Annotated in this window: 14 protein-coding genes; 9 read left to right on the top strand and 5 right to left on the bottom strand. The window is 69.6% G+C overall.

Translation table 11 applies throughout. The features are described 5' to 3' along the window. The first annotated feature begins 8 nt into the window (after positions 1-8). A complete protein-coding gene (locus ACSYGO_RS06275; RefSeq protein WP_460386044.1) occupies positions 9-905 on the top strand; it encodes an HpcH/HpaI aldolase/citrate lyase family protein in 897 nt (298 codons plus the stop codon). A gap of 223 nt (positions 906-1,128) precedes the next feature. Here ACSYGO_RS06275 and ACSYGO_RS06270 read toward each other — a convergent pair whose 3' ends face one another. After that, the gene (locus ACSYGO_RS06270) at positions 1,129-2,457 is read right to left on the bottom strand and encodes an MFS transporter (protein ID WP_460386043.1); all 1,329 of its coding nucleotides are present in this window, start codon (positions 2,455-2,457) and stop codon (positions 1,129-1,131) included. Between the two features lie 350 nt (positions 2,458-2,807). On the opposite strand from ACSYGO_RS06270, the gene ACSYGO_RS06265 reads away from it, so the two are divergent. The 5 genes from ACSYGO_RS06265 (at position 2,808) to ACSYGO_RS06245 (ending at position 8,908) form a co-directional block, all read left to right on the top strand. Next, a complete protein-coding gene (locus tag ACSYGO_RS06265) occupies positions 2,808-4,004 on the top strand; it encodes an acetyl-CoA C-acetyltransferase (protein ID WP_426682700.1) in 1,197 nt (398 codons plus the stop codon). A gap of 31 nt (positions 4,005-4,035) precedes the next feature. Beyond that, entirely contained in the window at positions 4,036-4,491 is a 456-nt protein-coding gene (locus ACSYGO_RS06260; RefSeq protein ID WP_426682701.1) for a MaoC family dehydratase, read from the top strand. Between the two features lie 50 nt (positions 4,492-4,541). Continuing rightward, entirely contained in the window at positions 4,542-5,312 is a 771-nt protein-coding gene (fabG, locus tag ACSYGO_RS06255) for a 3-oxoacyl-ACP reductase FabG (RefSeq protein WP_460386042.1), read from the top strand. A gap of 52 nt (positions 5,313-5,364) precedes the next feature. Continuing rightward, positions 5,365-6,402, top strand: coding sequence for an MBL fold metallo-hydrolase (locus tag ACSYGO_RS06250; protein ID WP_426682703.1), 1,038 nt, complete (start codon positions 5,365-5,367; stop codon positions 6,400-6,402). A gap of 103 nt (positions 6,403-6,505) precedes the next feature. Next, complete coding sequence (locus ACSYGO_RS06245) at positions 6,506-8,908, top strand: ATP-binding SpoIIE family protein phosphatase (protein WP_426682704.1); 2,403 nt, start codon at positions 6,506-6,508, stop codon at positions 8,906-8,908. A 107-nt stretch (positions 8,909-9,015) separates the two neighbouring features. Here ACSYGO_RS06245 and ACSYGO_RS06240 read toward each other — a convergent pair whose 3' ends face one another. Both ACSYGO_RS06240 and ACSYGO_RS06235 read right to left on the bottom strand, forming a co-directional pair. Continuing rightward, on the bottom strand, positions 9,016-10,410 hold the full coding sequence (locus ACSYGO_RS06240) for an MmgE/PrpD family protein (protein ID WP_426682705.1): 1,395 nt from the start codon (positions 10,408-10,410) through the stop codon (positions 9,016-9,018). Positions 10,411-10,551: 141 nt separating this feature from the next. Continuing rightward, positions 10,552-11,397 carry a helix-turn-helix domain-containing protein gene (locus ACSYGO_RS06235; RefSeq protein ID WP_460386041.1) on the bottom strand — a complete coding sequence of 282 codons (846 nt, stop codon included), beginning with the start codon at positions 11,395-11,397 and terminating at the stop codon, positions 10,552-10,554. Positions 11,398-11,593: 196 nt separating this feature from the next. Between ACSYGO_RS06235 and ACSYGO_RS06230 the strand changes: the two genes are divergently transcribed. After that, positions 11,594-11,725, top strand: a complete 132-nt coding sequence (locus tag ACSYGO_RS06230; protein ID WP_460386040.1) for a hypothetical protein — start codon at positions 11,594-11,596, stop codon at positions 11,723-11,725. Between the two features lie 142 nt (positions 11,726-11,867). On the opposite strand, the gene ACSYGO_RS06225 is transcribed toward ACSYGO_RS06230, so the two are convergent. Together ACSYGO_RS06225 and ACSYGO_RS06220 are read right to left on the bottom strand one after the other, a co-directional pair. Then, positions 11,868-12,323 (bottom strand): alpha/beta hydrolase family protein, encoded by a 456-nt coding sequence (locus ACSYGO_RS06225; protein ID WP_460386039.1) that lies wholly within the window; start codon positions 12,321-12,323, stop codon positions 11,868-11,870. Positions 12,324-12,578: 255 nt separating this feature from the next. Next, positions 12,579-13,451 (bottom strand): helix-turn-helix domain-containing protein, encoded by an 873-nt coding sequence (locus tag ACSYGO_RS06220; protein ID WP_460386038.1) that lies wholly within the window; start codon positions 13,449-13,451, stop codon positions 12,579-12,581. 146 nt (positions 13,452-13,597) lie between these two features. Here ACSYGO_RS06220 and ACSYGO_RS06215 point away from each other — a divergent pair, with 146 nt between their 5' ends. Next, entirely contained in the window at positions 13,598-14,578 is a 981-nt protein-coding gene (locus ACSYGO_RS06215) for an aldo/keto reductase (RefSeq protein ID WP_460386037.1), read from the top strand. Between the two features lie 64 nt (positions 14,579-14,642). Continuing rightward, on the top strand, positions 14,643-15,692 hold the full coding sequence (locus ACSYGO_RS06210) for an NAD(P)-dependent alcohol dehydrogenase (protein ID WP_460386036.1): 1,050 nt from the start codon (positions 14,643-14,645) through the stop codon (positions 15,690-15,692). Positions 15,693-15,743: the final 51 nt, after the last annotated feature.

Genomic DNA, 15,743 nt, shown 5'->3' with positions numbered 1-15,743 from the left:
AGGTTCCCATGAAGCCGTACCGTTCCATGCTGTTCGTGCCGGGCCACAAGCCCACGTGGGCCGAGAAGGCGATCGCCGCGGGTACCGATGCCGTGATCCTCGACCTCGAGGACTCGGTGCCGGCCACGGACAAGAGCGACGCCCGCAAGACGGTCCGCGACACGATCGGGCGGCTGCGCGCCCAGGATGTCCGCGCCGACGTCTGGGTCCGCCCCAACAGCGTCGACAGCGGTCTGTTCGGCGCCGATGTGGAGCAGGTTGTGACGGCCGGCCTGGCCGGGCTGTTCCTGCCCAAGGTGTTCACCGCCGAGGAGATCGTGCGCATCGACGCGGTGGTCTCGCACATCGAGGAGCGGGAGGGACTCGAGCGCGGCTCGATCGGTCTGCTCGTCAGCTTCGAGACCGCGGTCTCGATGGCTCACTGCGAGGAGATCGCGGCGGCCAGCCCGCGGGTCGTGAGTCTGCTCGGCGCGACCGGCCCCAATGCCGATGTCGGCCGTGAGCTCGGATTCGAGTTCACCCCGGAGGGCCTGGAGACGCTCTACCTGCGCAGCCGGATCATCCTCGCCGCCCGGGCCGCCGGTCTGCACCACCCCGTGGGCGGCGTCTGGCAGGACATCGCCGACCTCGACGGTTTCCGGCGGTTCGCCGAGGACAACCGCCGCCTCGGCTACCGGGGCATCGTCCTCATCCACCCGTCGCACGTGGCGCTGGCGAACGAGGTCTTCACGCCCGCGCCCGAGACGGTGGACCACTACCGCAGGATGATCGCCGCTTTCCTTGAGGCGGAGGCGGGCGGCAGCGCGGCGGTCACCTTCGAGGGGCAGCACATCGACCTCGCCCACGCCAAGACGGCACAGGGCGTGATCGACCTCGCCGACGCCATCGCCGGGAACCGACCGTAGGCAAGAGGCACTCGGCGCTCCAGGACGGGCCGGTGCCGGACGCGATCACGTCGCGTCCGGCACCGGCCCGTCCTGGATCAAGGGGGAGGCCGCTACGACCGTGCGCCGAGAGTCTGCGGCAGCGACCACCGAGCAGAACGAATGCAGGGCCTCTCGGTGCCGTGGGGACGGTCACTCGCTTCCCCGAGCCACCAGGAGGCCCTGCCTGCCTTCACCCCCGCGCTCAGCTCGACTCGGCGGATTCCTCCTTGGGCAGCCTGACCAGCGGCACCGCGATCAGGCTGACGACCGATGACGCCGCCATATAGATCGACACCGACACGGTGGTGTGCGTCGCCGCCATCAGCGCGACCATGACGAACGGAGCGAGCCCGGCGCCGAGGATGTTCGCGAGCTGGTTTCCGAGCGAGGCTCCGGAGTAGCGCATACTCGCCGGGAACGCCTCGGCGAGCAGTGCGGTACCCGGTCCGAACATCGCGCCCACGGCGAACTGTCCGACGGCCGCGGCGAGGAGGATCCACGCGAAACCGCGGGTGTCCACCAACGGGAACAGCGCGAAGGCCCATGCCCCGGAGAAGGCGGCTCCCGCCGCGAAGACCTTGCGTCGGCCCACGATGTCGGACAGCCACGCGAAGCCGATCGTGCCCGCCGCGAACGCGATCATCGAGAGCATGACCACGGTGAGCATCGTGTCCTTGGAGATCTTCAGATCCTCCGTCGCGTAGTGGAGCACGCCTGTGACGATGCCGTAGAAGGCGATCGTGGCGGGGAGGAAGGTGAACGCCACCAGCAGGAGCTGCTTGGGACGGCGCAGCACCCGCAGCACGGACGATCGAGGAGCGACGTCCTTCTGAGCCGACAACTCCTCAGCGGCTCGCTGGAATTCAGGCGTCTCCTCGAGGTATCGGTGCACGTAGTAGGCGACCGGGAACATCAGGACGCTGAGCAGGAACGGGACGCGCCATCCCCACGCCGAGAACTGGTCGGCCGTGGTGAGGTGGCTGACGAGCAGGAAGACGAGCGTGCCGCTGATCATGCCGACGACCACACCGAGCTGGGGAAGCGATCCGAAGAGGCCGCGGCGATTGGGTGGCGCGCCCTCCAGCGCCAGCAGGGTCGAGCCGCCGAACTGGCCGCCCACCGAGATGCCCTGGGCGACGCGAAGGATCACCAGGATGACCGGCGCCCCCACGCCGATCGTTCCGTAGGTGGGCAGCAGGCCGATGAGCGTCGAGGAGACGGCCATCAGGAGCATGGCCGTCAGCAGCGCCGGCTTGCGGCCGAACTTGTCACCGATGTGACCGAAGATCGCCGCTCCGATGGGCCGGCCGGCGAACCCGACCGCGAACGTGGCGAACGAGGCGAGCGTGCTGGTCAGCGTGCTTCCCGAGGGGAAGAACAGGGTGTTGAAGACCAGCGAGGCGGCCGTACCGTAGATCAGGAAGTCGTAGTACTCGATCGACTGGGCCGCGACGGCGGCGAAGAGGACGCGCCCCCGGCCTGGGGTCGCGGTCACCTCGGCGGTCGCCGGAATACTTCCTTGTACGCTCATCTTCTCCTCAATCTGTAGCGGTGTCGGAGGTCGCCATGGGGACCTCTTCGGGGGCGCCGGGGCAGCGCTTGGGGAGTGGGGAGGCTGGGACCGGTGCCGCGGTCGTCGTCACGGGGCACCCGAGTGGCAAGCAGGATTGTGTATTAAATTTTCTGTGTCTAGGGGGCGGGCGCGAGCAGTTGCCGCCAGAGGGTCGACGTTCAGCGCGAGCGTCTGATGAGCAACGATTTTGACCGATTTGGCGAGATCGCCGCACGGTCGCGGCGGGTGATCCCTGTGAGGTGAGTCCTTGTTCCCGACGGTCAAGGAAGATATTTTATTTTCTGCACCTCCGTGAGAAAGGGCCCCCCATGCGGCGAGCAGCCATTGTCAGTCCGTTGCGCACCCCCATCGGTGCCTTCGGAGGCACCCTGAAGCCGGTACCCGCCGAGGACCTTGCCGCCACGGTCATCAAGGCCGTGGTCGAGCGGACCGGGATCGACCCGGAGCGCATCGACGACGTGTCCATGGCCCAGTCGTACGCCAACTCCGAGGCGCCCTGCATCGGCCGCTGGGCCGCGCTGCACGCGGGTCTGCCGCTCTCGGTGCCCGGCATCCAGACCGACCGGCGGTGCGGCGGCGGCCTGCAGGCCGTGGTCACCGCGGCGATGATGGTCCAGACCGGCGCCGCCGACGTCGTCATAGCCGGCGGTGTGGAGAGCATGTCCAACATCGAGTACTACTCCACCTCGATGCGCTGGGGAGGGCGCGCGGGCAACGTGGCCATGTACGACCGGCTCGACCGCGGCCGCGAACGCTCTCAGCCCGAGCACCGCTTCGGCAGGATCTCCGGGATGCCCGAGACCGCGGAGAAGCTGGCCGAGCGCTACGGCATCTCCCGTGACTCCGCCGACCGGTTCGCCGTCTCCAGCCACTTGAAGGCCGCCAGGGCGTGGGAGTCGGGGATCTTCAAGGACGAGGTGGTTCCGGTCACGGTGCCGCAGCGGCGAGGCGAACCCCTGATCTTCGACCGGGACGAGGGCGTGCGCCCCGACTCGAACGCCGAAGCCCTCGGGAAGCTGCGCACCGTCCTGCCCGGCGGCACTGTCACGGCCGGCAACGCCTGCCAGCAGAACGACGCCGCCGCGGCGTGCCTGGTGGTCGCCGAGGACCAGCTGGAGTCCCTGGGCCTGGAGCCCATCGCCTTCCTGGAAGGCTGGGCGGCCGCCGGCTGCGACCCGTCGGTCATGGGCATCGGCCCGGTACCTGCGGTGGCCAAGCTGTTCGCCCGCACGGGCAAGTCCTTCGACGACCTGGACCTCGTCGAGGTCAACGAGGCGTTCGCCGTCCAGGTCCTCGCGGTGCTGGCCGAGTGGGGCTGGCACGACCGCGACCGGCTCAACGTCAACGGCTCGGGCATCTCGCTCGGTCACCCCATCGGCGCGACCGGCGTACGGATCATGACCACGATGCTGCACGAACTGCGCCGCCGGGAGGGCCGGTACGCGCTGGAGACCATGTGCATCGGCGGCGGCCAGGGCATGGCCGCCCTGTTCTCCGCCGCGTGACGACGACCCCCGAGAGGCGACAGGACCCCCGATGACCAAGGTCTTCCCTTCCCCCGCAGCGCTCGCCGCGGCGGCCGGCACCCATGTCGGCACCGGTGAGTGGATCTCCGTCGAGCAGCGACGGATCGATCTGTTCGCCGACGCGACCGGCGACGACCAGTGGATCCACGTCGACACCGAGCGCGCCGCCGCGGGACCCTTCGGCGCCACGATCGCGCACGGCTACCTGACGCTGTCCCTGCTCCCCGCACTGGTCAGGGAGGTGTACCGGACCGAGGGGGTGGCCATGGCCGTCAACTACGGCCTGAACAAAGTGCGCTTCATCAACCCGGTGCGCGTCGGCTCCAGGATCCGGGCCTCGGTGGACCTGGTCTCCGCCGACCCGGTGCCCGGCGGCTACCAGGTCGTCTCACGGGTGACCGTCGAGATCGAGGGCGCCGACAAGCCGGCCTGCGTCGCGGAGACCGTCGCTCGCGTCTCCGGCTGACCCCACGCCGTACACCCACACGTTCCGCTCAGTCGTCCAGGAGTACCGACATGTCCGAGTCCACCGCCCCCGCCCATCGCGTCGCCATCGTCACCGGTGCCGCCCGCGGCATCGGCGCCGCCACCGCCCGGCGCCTGGCCCGCGACGGCTTCGCCGTCGCCGTCCTCGACCTCGACGAGGCGGCGTGCGCCGACACCGTCACCGTTATCGAGAAGGGCGGCGGTCGCGCCCTGGCCGTCGGCGTGGACGTCGCCGACGCCGAGCGCGTCGAGTCGGCCGTCGCACGCGTCGCCGCCGAACTCGGCCCGCCCGTCGTGCTGGTGAACAACGCCGGCATCACCCGCGACAACCTGCTGTTCAAGATGGCCGAGGCCGACTGGGACGCGGTTCTGGGCGTTCACCTGCGCGGGGCCTTCCTGATGAGCAAGGCCGCTCAGGCACACATGACCAAGGCCGGCTGGGGCCGCATCGTCAACCTGTCCTCCGTCTCCGCGCTCGGCAACCGGGGCCAGGCCAACTACTCCACCGCCAAGGCCGGTCTGCAGGGCTTCACCAAGACCCTGTCCATCGAGCTCGGCAAGTTCGGCGTCACCGTCAACGCCGTCGCCCCGGGCTTCATCGTGACCGAGATGACCGAGGCCACTGCCGAGCGACTGGGCGTGCCCTTCGAGGAGTTCAAGGCCAAGCGGGCCGCCGTCACCCCCGTGCCCCGGGTCGGGGAGCCCGACGACATCGCCCACGCGGTGTCCTTCTTCGCCGGCGAGGGCGCCGGCTTCGTGACCGGCCAGGTCCTGTACGTTGCGGGCGGCCCGCGAGGCTGACCCGGCGAGGCGGCCGACGAGTTCCACGACGCACCATCACTGAGGGAGAGCCATGACGAAGCGGTTCGATCAGGGACCCTGGGCCACGTCGGGCATCCAGACCGTCCAGCCCGGCGTCCACCGGGTACCGCTCCCGCTCCCCAATGACGGTCTGCACGCCGTCAACGTCTATCTGCTGGAGGACCTGACCGACGACGGCGGCCTCGTCATGATCGATGGCGGATGGGCGATACCCGAGGCGCACAAGGCCCTCGAGGAGGCTCTGTCCGCCATCGGCCGCGACCTCGGCGACATCAGGAACATCCTGGTCACCCACGTCCACCGCGACCACTACACGCAGGCGGTGGAACTGCGCCGGCTGCTGGGCGCCCGCGTCCATCTCGGGGCCGGGGAGCGCCCCGGGCTCGAGCTGCTCAACAAGCTGGGCGGCGGCCTCGCGTGCGCCCTGACGATCCTGCGGCAGGCGGGAGCCGACGAAGTGGCCGACCACGTCGAGGCGACCTGTCCCAACCAGTACGACCCCCGCGACTGGGAGGAGCCGGACCGCTGGCTGGAGGCGGAGACCCTGCGCTTCGGCGACAGCGAACTGAAGGTCATCCCAACTCCCGGCCACACCCAGGGACATGTGGTCTTCCTGGACGAACGGCGCGGACTGCTGTTCTCCGGCGACCACGTCCTGCCGCGCATCACGCCGTCCATCGGCTTCGAGGCGGCCGAGCCGGGCGGCCGACCGCTTGCCGCGTACCTGGACTCGCTGCACCTGATGGCCCGGCATGCGGACGCCCGCCTGCTGCCCGCGCACGGCCCCGTCGCGGACAGCACTCACACCAGGGTCGCCGAACTGCTCGCCCACCACGACGACCGGCTGCACAGGACTCTCGTCGTCCTCAAGGACGGTACGCACGACGCGTACGCGGTCGCGCGCCGGCTCGCCTGGACCCGCCGCGAGGTGCCGTTCGCCGACCTCAACCCCCTCAACCAGATGCTCGCGGTCAACGAGACGGTCGCCCACCTGGACGTGCTCGTACTGCGGGGCGACGCGGCTGTGGCGTTCGTGGACGGAGTGAACCAGTACACGCGCCTGCGGTGACCCCGCCGGAGCGCCACGTCGGGCCGGCGCCGTCCGCTGCAAAGCGGGCGTACCCCCGTGGACGTACCGTGGAGAGGTGGGGGCGCCGACCCAGAGGAGCGGGATGCACGGGTTCAGCCCCGGCGCCGAAGAGCACGTGTTCGCGTTCGCCGGCATCGCGACAGCCGTGCTGGACGACCGGGGCACCGTGGTGCGCTGGTCCGATGCGGCCGCCGAGCTCCTGGGCCGGACGGCCGAAGAGGTCTGCGGCCACCCGGTGCGGGCCCTGCTCACCCACGAGTGCCCGGGCGCGGCGAGTGACGCCGGGATGCCGGCCGCGGGCCGTGCGCTGCTGCGGCACCGGTCCGGCGCTTCGATCGACGTCACCTTCAGGGTGCTGCGGACGCAACCCGCCGCCGAATCCCTCGTGCTGGTCGCGCCCACACAACAGGTGACCCACTGGGAGCAGGGCGCGAGTGTCCTGCGGGCCCTGCTCTCCCAGGACCGTGTCGGGATCGGCATGCACGACGTGGACCTGTCCGTCGTGTGGACCAACATCAGCTCCGAGATGTTCGACGGCGCGGCGCTGTCCCGAGGCGGCAGGCTGAGGGACGTGATGTCCGTGGCGGACGCCGAGGCCGTGGAGGCCGCGCTGCGCCACGTGCTGGACACGGGCGAGCCGCTGATCCGCAAGAGCCTGCGCATGCGGTCGCGGCAGGATCCGGAACGGACGTTGGCCCTGTCGCTGTCCGCCTTCCGGGTCGAGGACGCCCAGAAGGCTCCCGCGGGCGTCGTCACGATGGTCACCGACGCCCCGGACCAGCAGCGGGCTCGCCACCGGCTGGACGTGCTGCATGAGGCCGCCGACCGGATCGGTCGTTCGCTCGACGTCACTCGCACCGCACAGGACCTGATGGACGTCCTCGTCCCCGGCTTCGGGGACGTTGGATGGGTGGAGCTGGCCGACGCCGTGATCGACGGGGACGAACCCCCGAAGACCATCGGCGGGGGAGATCTGCAGCTGCGCCGTGCCGCCATGGCCTCGGTCCACGCCTCCGACGCCGCCGCCCTCCTCCAGCCGGGCGAGACGGTACCCCGGCTGCCCTTCACACTGGAACTGGGAGAAGTCCAGCAGGGCCGCCCCGTTCTTCTGGACCCGGAGAAAGTGACGGTCGTGCTCGGCGACCCGACACACCAGCGCCTGTTCCTCCCCGCACGCGGACACTCGGGCATCTGGGCCCCCCTGTTCGCGCGCGGGCTGATACTCGGGGCCGTCACGGTCTGGCGTACCGAACAGCAGGATCCGTTCGAACAGGACGACGCGGACCTGATGGCGGAGGTCGCCTCTCGGGCCGCGCTGAGTGTGGACAATGCCCGCCGCTACACCCGCGAGCACCGCGTGGCGCTCACGCTGCAACGGCGTCTGCTTCCCTCGGCCACGACCGACACAGCGGCGGCGGAGACCACGGGCGTGTACCTGCCCGCAGGCGGGGGAGCGGGCATCAGCGGCGACTGGTACGACGTCATTCCCCTGCCCTCGTTCCGGGTGGCCCTGGTCGTCGGAGACGTGGTCGGACACGGCCTGAACGCCGCCGCCGCCATGGGCGGCCTGCGCACCGCCGTCCGGACCCTCGCCGACCTGGAGCTCGACCCCACCGAACTCCTCACCCACCTCGACGACCTCGTCCAGCGGATCAGCGACGACACGGACGCCGAGAGCCTCGTCGGTGCCACCTGCCTGTACGTCGTCTACGACCCCGTCACCCGCCGCTGCGCCGTGGCCGGTGCCGGTCATCCGCCGCCCGTCGTGATCGGGCCCGACGGAACCACCAAGGTCGTCCCGGTTCGCCCTGGCCCGCCACTGGGGGTGGGAGGCATGCCGTTCGAGTGCGTCAGCGTCGAACTGGAGCCCGGGAGCATCCTCGCCCTCTACACCGACGGTCTGATCGAACAGGACGACGGCGACGTCGACGCCGGCCTGCGGTGGCTGACGGAGAACCTCGCGGCCGCGTACGCCCCCGACCGCCCCCTGGACGACATGGGTCGCGCGGTGCTGGCCGGCCTGGGCGACGCCCCGCCCCGCGACGACATCGCGCTGCTCCTGGCCCGCACCCGCGCCGTCCCGGAGCGGTCCAGCGCGAGCTGGGAGTTCGCCGCAGACCCGGCCGTCGTGGCCGAGGCCCGGCAGGCCGCCACTCGGCAACTCGCCGCCTGGGGACTGGACGAGGCGGCCTTCGCCACCGAACTGATCGTCAGCGAGCTGGTCACCAACGCGGTCCGCTACGCCGGCGGACCGATCGGCCTGCGGCTGATCCGGGACGACGTACTCGTCTGCGAGGTCACCGACCCCAGCAACACCCAGCCGCGCCTGCGCCGGGCGCGCTGGACCGACGAGGGAGGACGCGGCCTGTTCCTCGTCGCCCAGCTCTCCACCCGGTGGGGCAGCCGTTACGGTCGGAACGGCAAGACCATCTGGGTCGAGCAGTCCCTCGTCCCGGACACCATCGACGTCGCGGCCCTCATGTGAACCGACGTCGCATTCCCCCCGGCGATGCATGTGCGAAGGCGCGCGCCGCTGAACGTGATCGATGGTCCCCCTCCCGGCGGAGGGGGACCATCATCGTGTGGCACGTGTCAGATCACCAGCAGGTCGACCAGCGCCGAGGCGGGCATGGTGAGATCGCCCTCGGTGATGGCGAACAGGAGCGCCTCGCTGCGTTCCGTACCCAGGGCCGCGACCGTGAGGTCCCGGAACTTGGCGTCGAGATCGGGCTGCGAGATCGGGTTCTCGGCGGTGCCGCGTGGGCTGTCGACGAACACACTCTCGCTGGTGCCGTCGGCATAGGTGACCGTGATGTCGGCGACCCACTTGCCGGGGTGGGCGGCGTCGAGCTCGGGTTTGGGTGTGATGCGTATCCGGCCGGCGAGCTTCGCGACCGGGCTGCCGTCACCTATGTCGAGATGTCCGGCCATGTACTCGTGGTGCGTGGTGAAGCCGTTGCCGTGGCCCAGGAGCGAGAGGGCGAACTGATAGGGGAGGCTGTACTGAAGGTTCTCGATGCTCTTGGGCGCGAAGGCGCTCGCGTTGCGGTTTCCGATGACGACGTCGCCGCCGGCCTGGATGCCCAGTTCGATGGTGTCGATCCGGTCGGCCCGGTCGGCCAGCTGCCGGGCACCGTCGATGTAGGCGTGGTTGATGCCGCAGCAGCAGTACGGCTTGATCCAGATCCGGGTGATCTCGAAGGGGGCGTCGAGCGCGAACGCGGCGGCGGCGTCGGCCCCCACCTCACGCCGGACGAAGGTGTGGAAGAACCCCTTGTTGCCGGTCAGGAAGGCCAGGGGGCCGGTGATGCCCGCTTCGGCCATCTCGGCCGAGCGGATACCGCCCCGCGTGGCGATGCCCGCGTGCACCCGCTTCACGGAGCCGCCCGACGAGGTGTACTCGGTGGTTCCCGCGGAGTGGCTCATGGCGATGGACAGGGCGTGGAGCGTCTGTTCCAGATCCAGACCGCGCATCTTCGCGACCACCGCTGCGGCGCCGAAAGTCGACAGGAGCGCGTGTGGATGGAAACCGAGCTCCAGCAGTTCCGGCGCGGCGAGCACACCGATCCGCGTGTAGACCTCGTAGCCCGCGACGATGCCGAGCAGCACCTCGCGCATCGTCGCGCCGATCTCTTCCCCGACCGCCAGCGCCGTGGGCACCACGCAACTACCGGGATGGCTGGAGCTGGCACGGTGCGCGTCGTCGTACTCGAAGCCGTGGCCGAAGCTGGCGTTGACGAACGCCGCGTCGGCCGCGCTCATCGCGTCGCCGGCCATGGTCACCCGCGCCGAACCGGGCACGTGGCGGCTCCGCGTCAGGTCGAGGACCGTCCGACTCCAGGGGAGGGCGGCACAGCCGGCCTGGAGGGCCAGCTGGTCCTGCATCAGCCGACGTGCGCCCTGGATGACGTCGGAGGGCAGTGTGTCGTAGTCGAGCTCGGTCACCAGACGAGCGACTGCTGCCTCGACAGGGGGGATGTTCTGCATGATGTCCGTGTCTCGCTTCCGCTTCGGTCGACCGCCGTCCGGCGATCCGGCAAGGCACTCCTCGTGTTTCCTCATCATATATATTATATTTTGGTTGCTGGCAACCATGGCGTCGTGCGCCGCCCGCCGATGCAGGGCTCCTCAGGGCGTGCGCGCGGCCCAGGACGCGAGGATGCGCAGCCCGTCGTGGGAAGGGGTGCCGGGTTCCGCGGTCAGGGTGACGAGTTGCTGGTCCGGGTCGGCAGGGCAGGTGAGGGTGTCCCAGTGGAGCGTCAGATCGCCGGCGACGGGGTGGTGGAGCACCTTGGTGCCGATGGTGCTGAGGGCGACCTGATGGTCGCCCCACCACCGGCGGAAGTCCTCGTCATGGATGCTCAGCTCGCCCACCAGGCCGCACAGGTGCTGGTCCGTCGAGTCGCGGGCGGCTTCCATGCGCAACTGTGCGACGGAGGTGCGGGCGACGTGCTGCCAGTCGGTGTACAGCGTCCGCATGGCGGGGTCGGTGAAGACCAGCCGCACGTAATTGCGCTTCTTCGCCGGTATCCTCGCGAAATCCGTGATCAGGGCGGCGGCCAGGGGATTCCAAGCGAGGATGTCCGTCCGGCGGCCCAGGACGATCGCCGGGGTGTCGACGAGACCGTGGAGAAGGCGCCGCAGCTGCGGCTGGACCTTCTGCGGTACGCATCGGCGGCGCCGGGTCGCATCCTTGTCCGCGAGTTCGTACATGCGTTCACGCTGGTCGTTGTCGAGGTGGAGAACGCGGGCGATTCTGTTCAGTACCGACGCGGACGCCTGGATACGGCCCTGCTCGATCCGGGCGTAGTAGTCGGCACTGATGGCGGCGAGCAGGGCCACTTCCTCCCGGCGCAGCCCCTTGACCCGCCGTCGGCTGTCGCTGTCCGGCAGCCCCATGGCGCGCAGGCTCAGCGCGCAGCGGCGGTCCTTGAGAAATGCCCCCAGCTCGTTGCGGCTCGGGTTGCTGGTCATACGTGCGAGTCTGGCAGAGCGCTCACCTTCTGTGAGGGGTAGGAATCTCTACCACGATTGGGCCCTCGGGAGTGGGACGCTGTCTCCGGACGCCCTGTCCAGATGGCGGCGCCGTGATCTCCCGCCGATACGCGAAGGCGTTGCGTACGCCGCGTCGCACGCCGTACTGCCGGGACCGGGCGACCAGCGGTTCGGCATGCCGGTGGTGATGGGCATCGGAATGGCCCTGCTGGAGCACACCGCGGTCGACCCCCGGGACGGCCATGTCGTCAACGGCAGCCTTGCGGACCATCTGATCCTTTGCCACGCGGACATCGGTGAGCTGTAGGCGATCTTCGTCGTCGACGACGACCCGCATGTCAATCCGCTGGGGACAAAGGGAGTCGGCGAGATCGCGTCGATCGGCGTGGCCTCAGCCATCGCGAACGCCGCCTACCACGCCACCGGCCGGCGGATGCGCAGTGTTCCCATCACGCCGGAGATGCTATGCCCAGGCGTTCGCGGCCGTAGCGCAGGGATCCGATGACGTCGCGGTACTCGAGCCACCCGAGACCGCAGACGCCAACGCTGGCCGCGTCGCTGCGCCCGTGGTTGCGCAGGTCGTAGGCCAGCACGTTGTAGCCCGCGTCGTGCAGGTTCTTGTAGTCGGGAAGGAAGTTGACCTCGAAGTCGACCGAGGGATTGCTGAACTCCGGCAGGTGCCCGGGGTAGCGGTTGGCGGGCATGGGGTGGTTGGCGATGACGAGCTTGTCGGAGTCGGCCGGGATGAACCAGCCCTCCAGCGTCGTACCGTCCGCAGCCGGGAAACGGACACCCTCGTAGGCCATCCCGTACTCGGCGGGACGCCGCAGGATGGGGGTGCGAGCGGAGAACGCGAGCGCGCGGGCCAGGTTGGAGATGATTCCCTCTGGCGTGATCGTCGACATGAACAAAAGCTCCTGGGTCCAGGGGGGGAATGGCCCGTCAGGCGCCGTTCGTCCGGCGGAGGTTGCGGCAGACGCCGGAAACCGCAGGGAACTGAACTCCCGCTCTGGCAGGGCTTCTTCGACTCAACCGCGACGACCTCTGCCACGCCATGGGGGTTCCGGGGTAGGAAACCCGGCCCCCCCCACGCGCACCGGGGTCGGCGGCACCGGGTGCGGTGTGCCTGCCCGGCCCGGAACGGCCGGCCCTCGAAATCCTCAAGCCTTGTCGGTCTGCCACGAAGCGGTCTGCTCCGTGGCGGCCCAGGAGGCGAGGAAGCGCAGTCCCTCGGCCGAAGGCGTCCCGGGTTCGGCCGTCCACACGGTCAGCTGCTGGTCGGAATCGGCGGCTGAGCCGAGACTCTCCCAGTCGAGGGTGAGCTCACCGGCCACAGGGTGACGCATCGTCTTGGTGCCGAAGGCCCTGTGAGCCACGTGGTGACCGGCCCACCACTGACGGAAGTGCGGGTCCTGGACGGACAGCTCCCCGACGAGCGCGGTGAGACGCGGGTCGTCCGGATTCCGCGCGGCTTCCATGCGCAGGAAGGCGACGCAGTCCCGGGCGGTGGTTTCCCAGTCCAGGTACCGGTCTCGCACCGTGGGATCGGCGAAAACCAGCCGCACGTAATTCCGCCGCTCCTGCGGTATTCGGGAGAAATCCGTGAGCAGGGCGGCCGCGAGGGGATTCCAGGCGAGAATATCCATGCGGCGGCCGAGCACCATGGCGGGAATGTCGGTGAGGGAGTCGAGAAGGCGCTGCAGCGGCGGCCGGACCTGCTGCCCCTTCTGTCGGCGGGGGCGTGCGCTCTCCTTGCCCGCCAATTCGAACAGGTAGTCGCGCTGGTCGTCGTCCAGGCGCAGAACCCTCGCCAAGATGGTCAGTACCGGTGCGGATGCCTGGAGACGACCCTGTTCGAGGCGGGTGTAGTACTGAGCGCTGATCGAAGCCAGCTGGGCCACCTCTTCACGGCGCAGGCCGGGAACCCGCCGTAGCGCCCCGGTCTCCGACAGTCCCATGGCCGCGGGGCTCAGCTCGGCACGCCGGGCCTTGAGGAATTGTCCCAGTTCGCTGCGGTTCACGTCCCTGCTCATGCGAGTCAGGCTACTGCCGCCACCAAGCCGGGGCCGCTCCGCTGGGGGGTACAGATTCATACCCTGCAAAGCCGCCTTCCGGCATGCGATTCTCCATAGAGGCAGGAATTTCTCTGTACATATTCGGAGAACGGAACCACTTTCGCATGAAGCACGTTTCTCTCGGCGGACTCGAGGTCTCCCGCATCGGTCTGGGCGCCATGTCGATGTCCGCCTACTACACCGGCGCGGGCAGTGACGACGCCGAATCCGTCCGCACCATCCACCGGGCGCTGGAGCTCGGCGTCACCCACATCGACACCGCCGAGGTGTACGGCCCCTTCACCAACGAGGAGCTCGTGGGCCGGGCCGTGAAGGGGCGCCGGGACCAGGTGGTGCTGGCGACGAAGTTCGGCGGCGGTATCTCCCACAGTGGTCGTGAGGGTGTGGGGCTGGACAGCAGCCCGGCCAGCATCCGCGTCGCCGTCGAGGGCTCTTTGAAGCGGCTGGGTACCGACTACATCGATCTGTACTACCAGCACCGCGTCGACCCGAGCACGCCCATCGAGGAGACCGTGGGGGCGTTGGCCGAGCTGGTGGCCCAGGGCAAGGTCCGGCACATCGGTCTGTCCGAGGCTTCTCCGGCGACGATCCGCCGCGCCCACGCCGTGCATCCGGTGGCGGCTCTGCAGACGGAGTACTCCCTGTGGACCCGTGATGTGGAGGCGGAGCTGCTGCTCGTGCTGCGGGAGCTGGGTATCGGTCTGGTGCCGTACTCGCCGCTGGGTCACGGCTTCCTCACCGGCCAGATCCGCTCCATGGACCAGCTCGCGGCCGACGACTGGCGTCAGGGCAACCCCCGCTTCATCGGCGAGAACCTCCAGCGCAACCTGCGGATCGTCGACGAGGTCGAGGCGGTCGCGGCCGAGGCGGACGCCACCCCGGCGCAGATCGCGCTGGCCTGGCTTCTCGCCCAGGGCGACGACATCGCCCCGATTCCGGGCACCAAGCGTGTCTCCCGTGTGGAGGAGAACAGCGCCGCCGACGGCATCGAGCTGACCGCGGAGCAGATCGCACGACTGGACAGCCTCACCCCGGCAGTCGGCGACCGCCACGACGAGATCGGCATGGCGGTCATCGACCGTTGACGCGGTCACCGCCACGGCCGTGCCGCTCGACTCGACCCATCCCCCCACACAAGGACCATTCATCATGACTGCCGTATCCGCGTATGCCGCCCCCTCCGCCGGAGCGCCGCTCGAGCGCACGACCATCGAGCGTCGCCCCGTCGGTGAGAACGACGTGCTGATCGAGATCAAGTACGTCGGCATCTGCCACACCGACATCCACAACGCCCGCGACGAATGGGGCCGGGGCGGCTTCCCCCTCGTACCCGGCCACGAGATCGCCGGTGTGGTCACCGAGGTCGGTCCCGGCGTGACGAAGTACAAGGCCGGCGACCGCGTGGGCGTCGGCTGCATGGTCGACTCCTGCCGGAAGTGCGAGAACTGCCGGAACGGGCTCGAGGTGTACTGCACGGGCGGCGGCCTCGTCGCCACCTACGCCGACACCGAGAGGTACACGGACGGCGCGCCCACGCAGGGCGGCTACTCCACCCACATCGTCGTCGACGAGCACTTCGTCCTGCGCATCCCCGACGGCCTGTCCCTGGAGCAGGCCGCCCCGCTGCTGTGCGCGGGCATCACCACCTACTCCCCGCTGCGCCACTGGAACGCCGGCCCCGGCAAGAAGGTCGCCGTCGTCGGCCTGGGCGGCCTCGGACACCTCGGAGTCAAGTTCGCCCACGCGCTCGGCGCCGAGGTCACGGTCCTCTCGCAGTCCCTGCGCAAGAAGGACGACGGCCTCAAGCTCGGCGCCGACCTCTACTACGCCACCAGCGACCCGAAGACCTTCGAGGAACTGGCCGGCACCTTCGACCTCATCCTGAACACGGTCTCGGCGTCCCTGGACGGCGACGCCTATCTGTCCCTGCTGCGTACCGACGGCACCATGGTCTACCTCGGCATCCCGGAGAAGCCCGTCTCGGCGAACATCGGCTCGCTCATGATGGGCCGTAAGTCGATCGCCAGCTCCGGCATCGGCGGCATCCCCGAGACCCAGGAGATGCTCGACTTCGCTGCGGAGCACGGGGTCGGCGCCGACGTCGAGATCATCAGTGCCGAAGAGATCAACGAGGCCTACGACCGCGTCGTGCGTAGTGATGTGCGCTACCGGTTCGTGATCGACAACTCCACCATCTGAGCGTCGGTCGTCACCACGGGCGGCCGGGCCGGACCGAACCACGCGGCCCGG

This window comes from Streptomyces krungchingensis (genome assembly GCF_054729265.1).
This window is presented reverse-complemented; position numbering and strand designations above follow the sequence as displayed.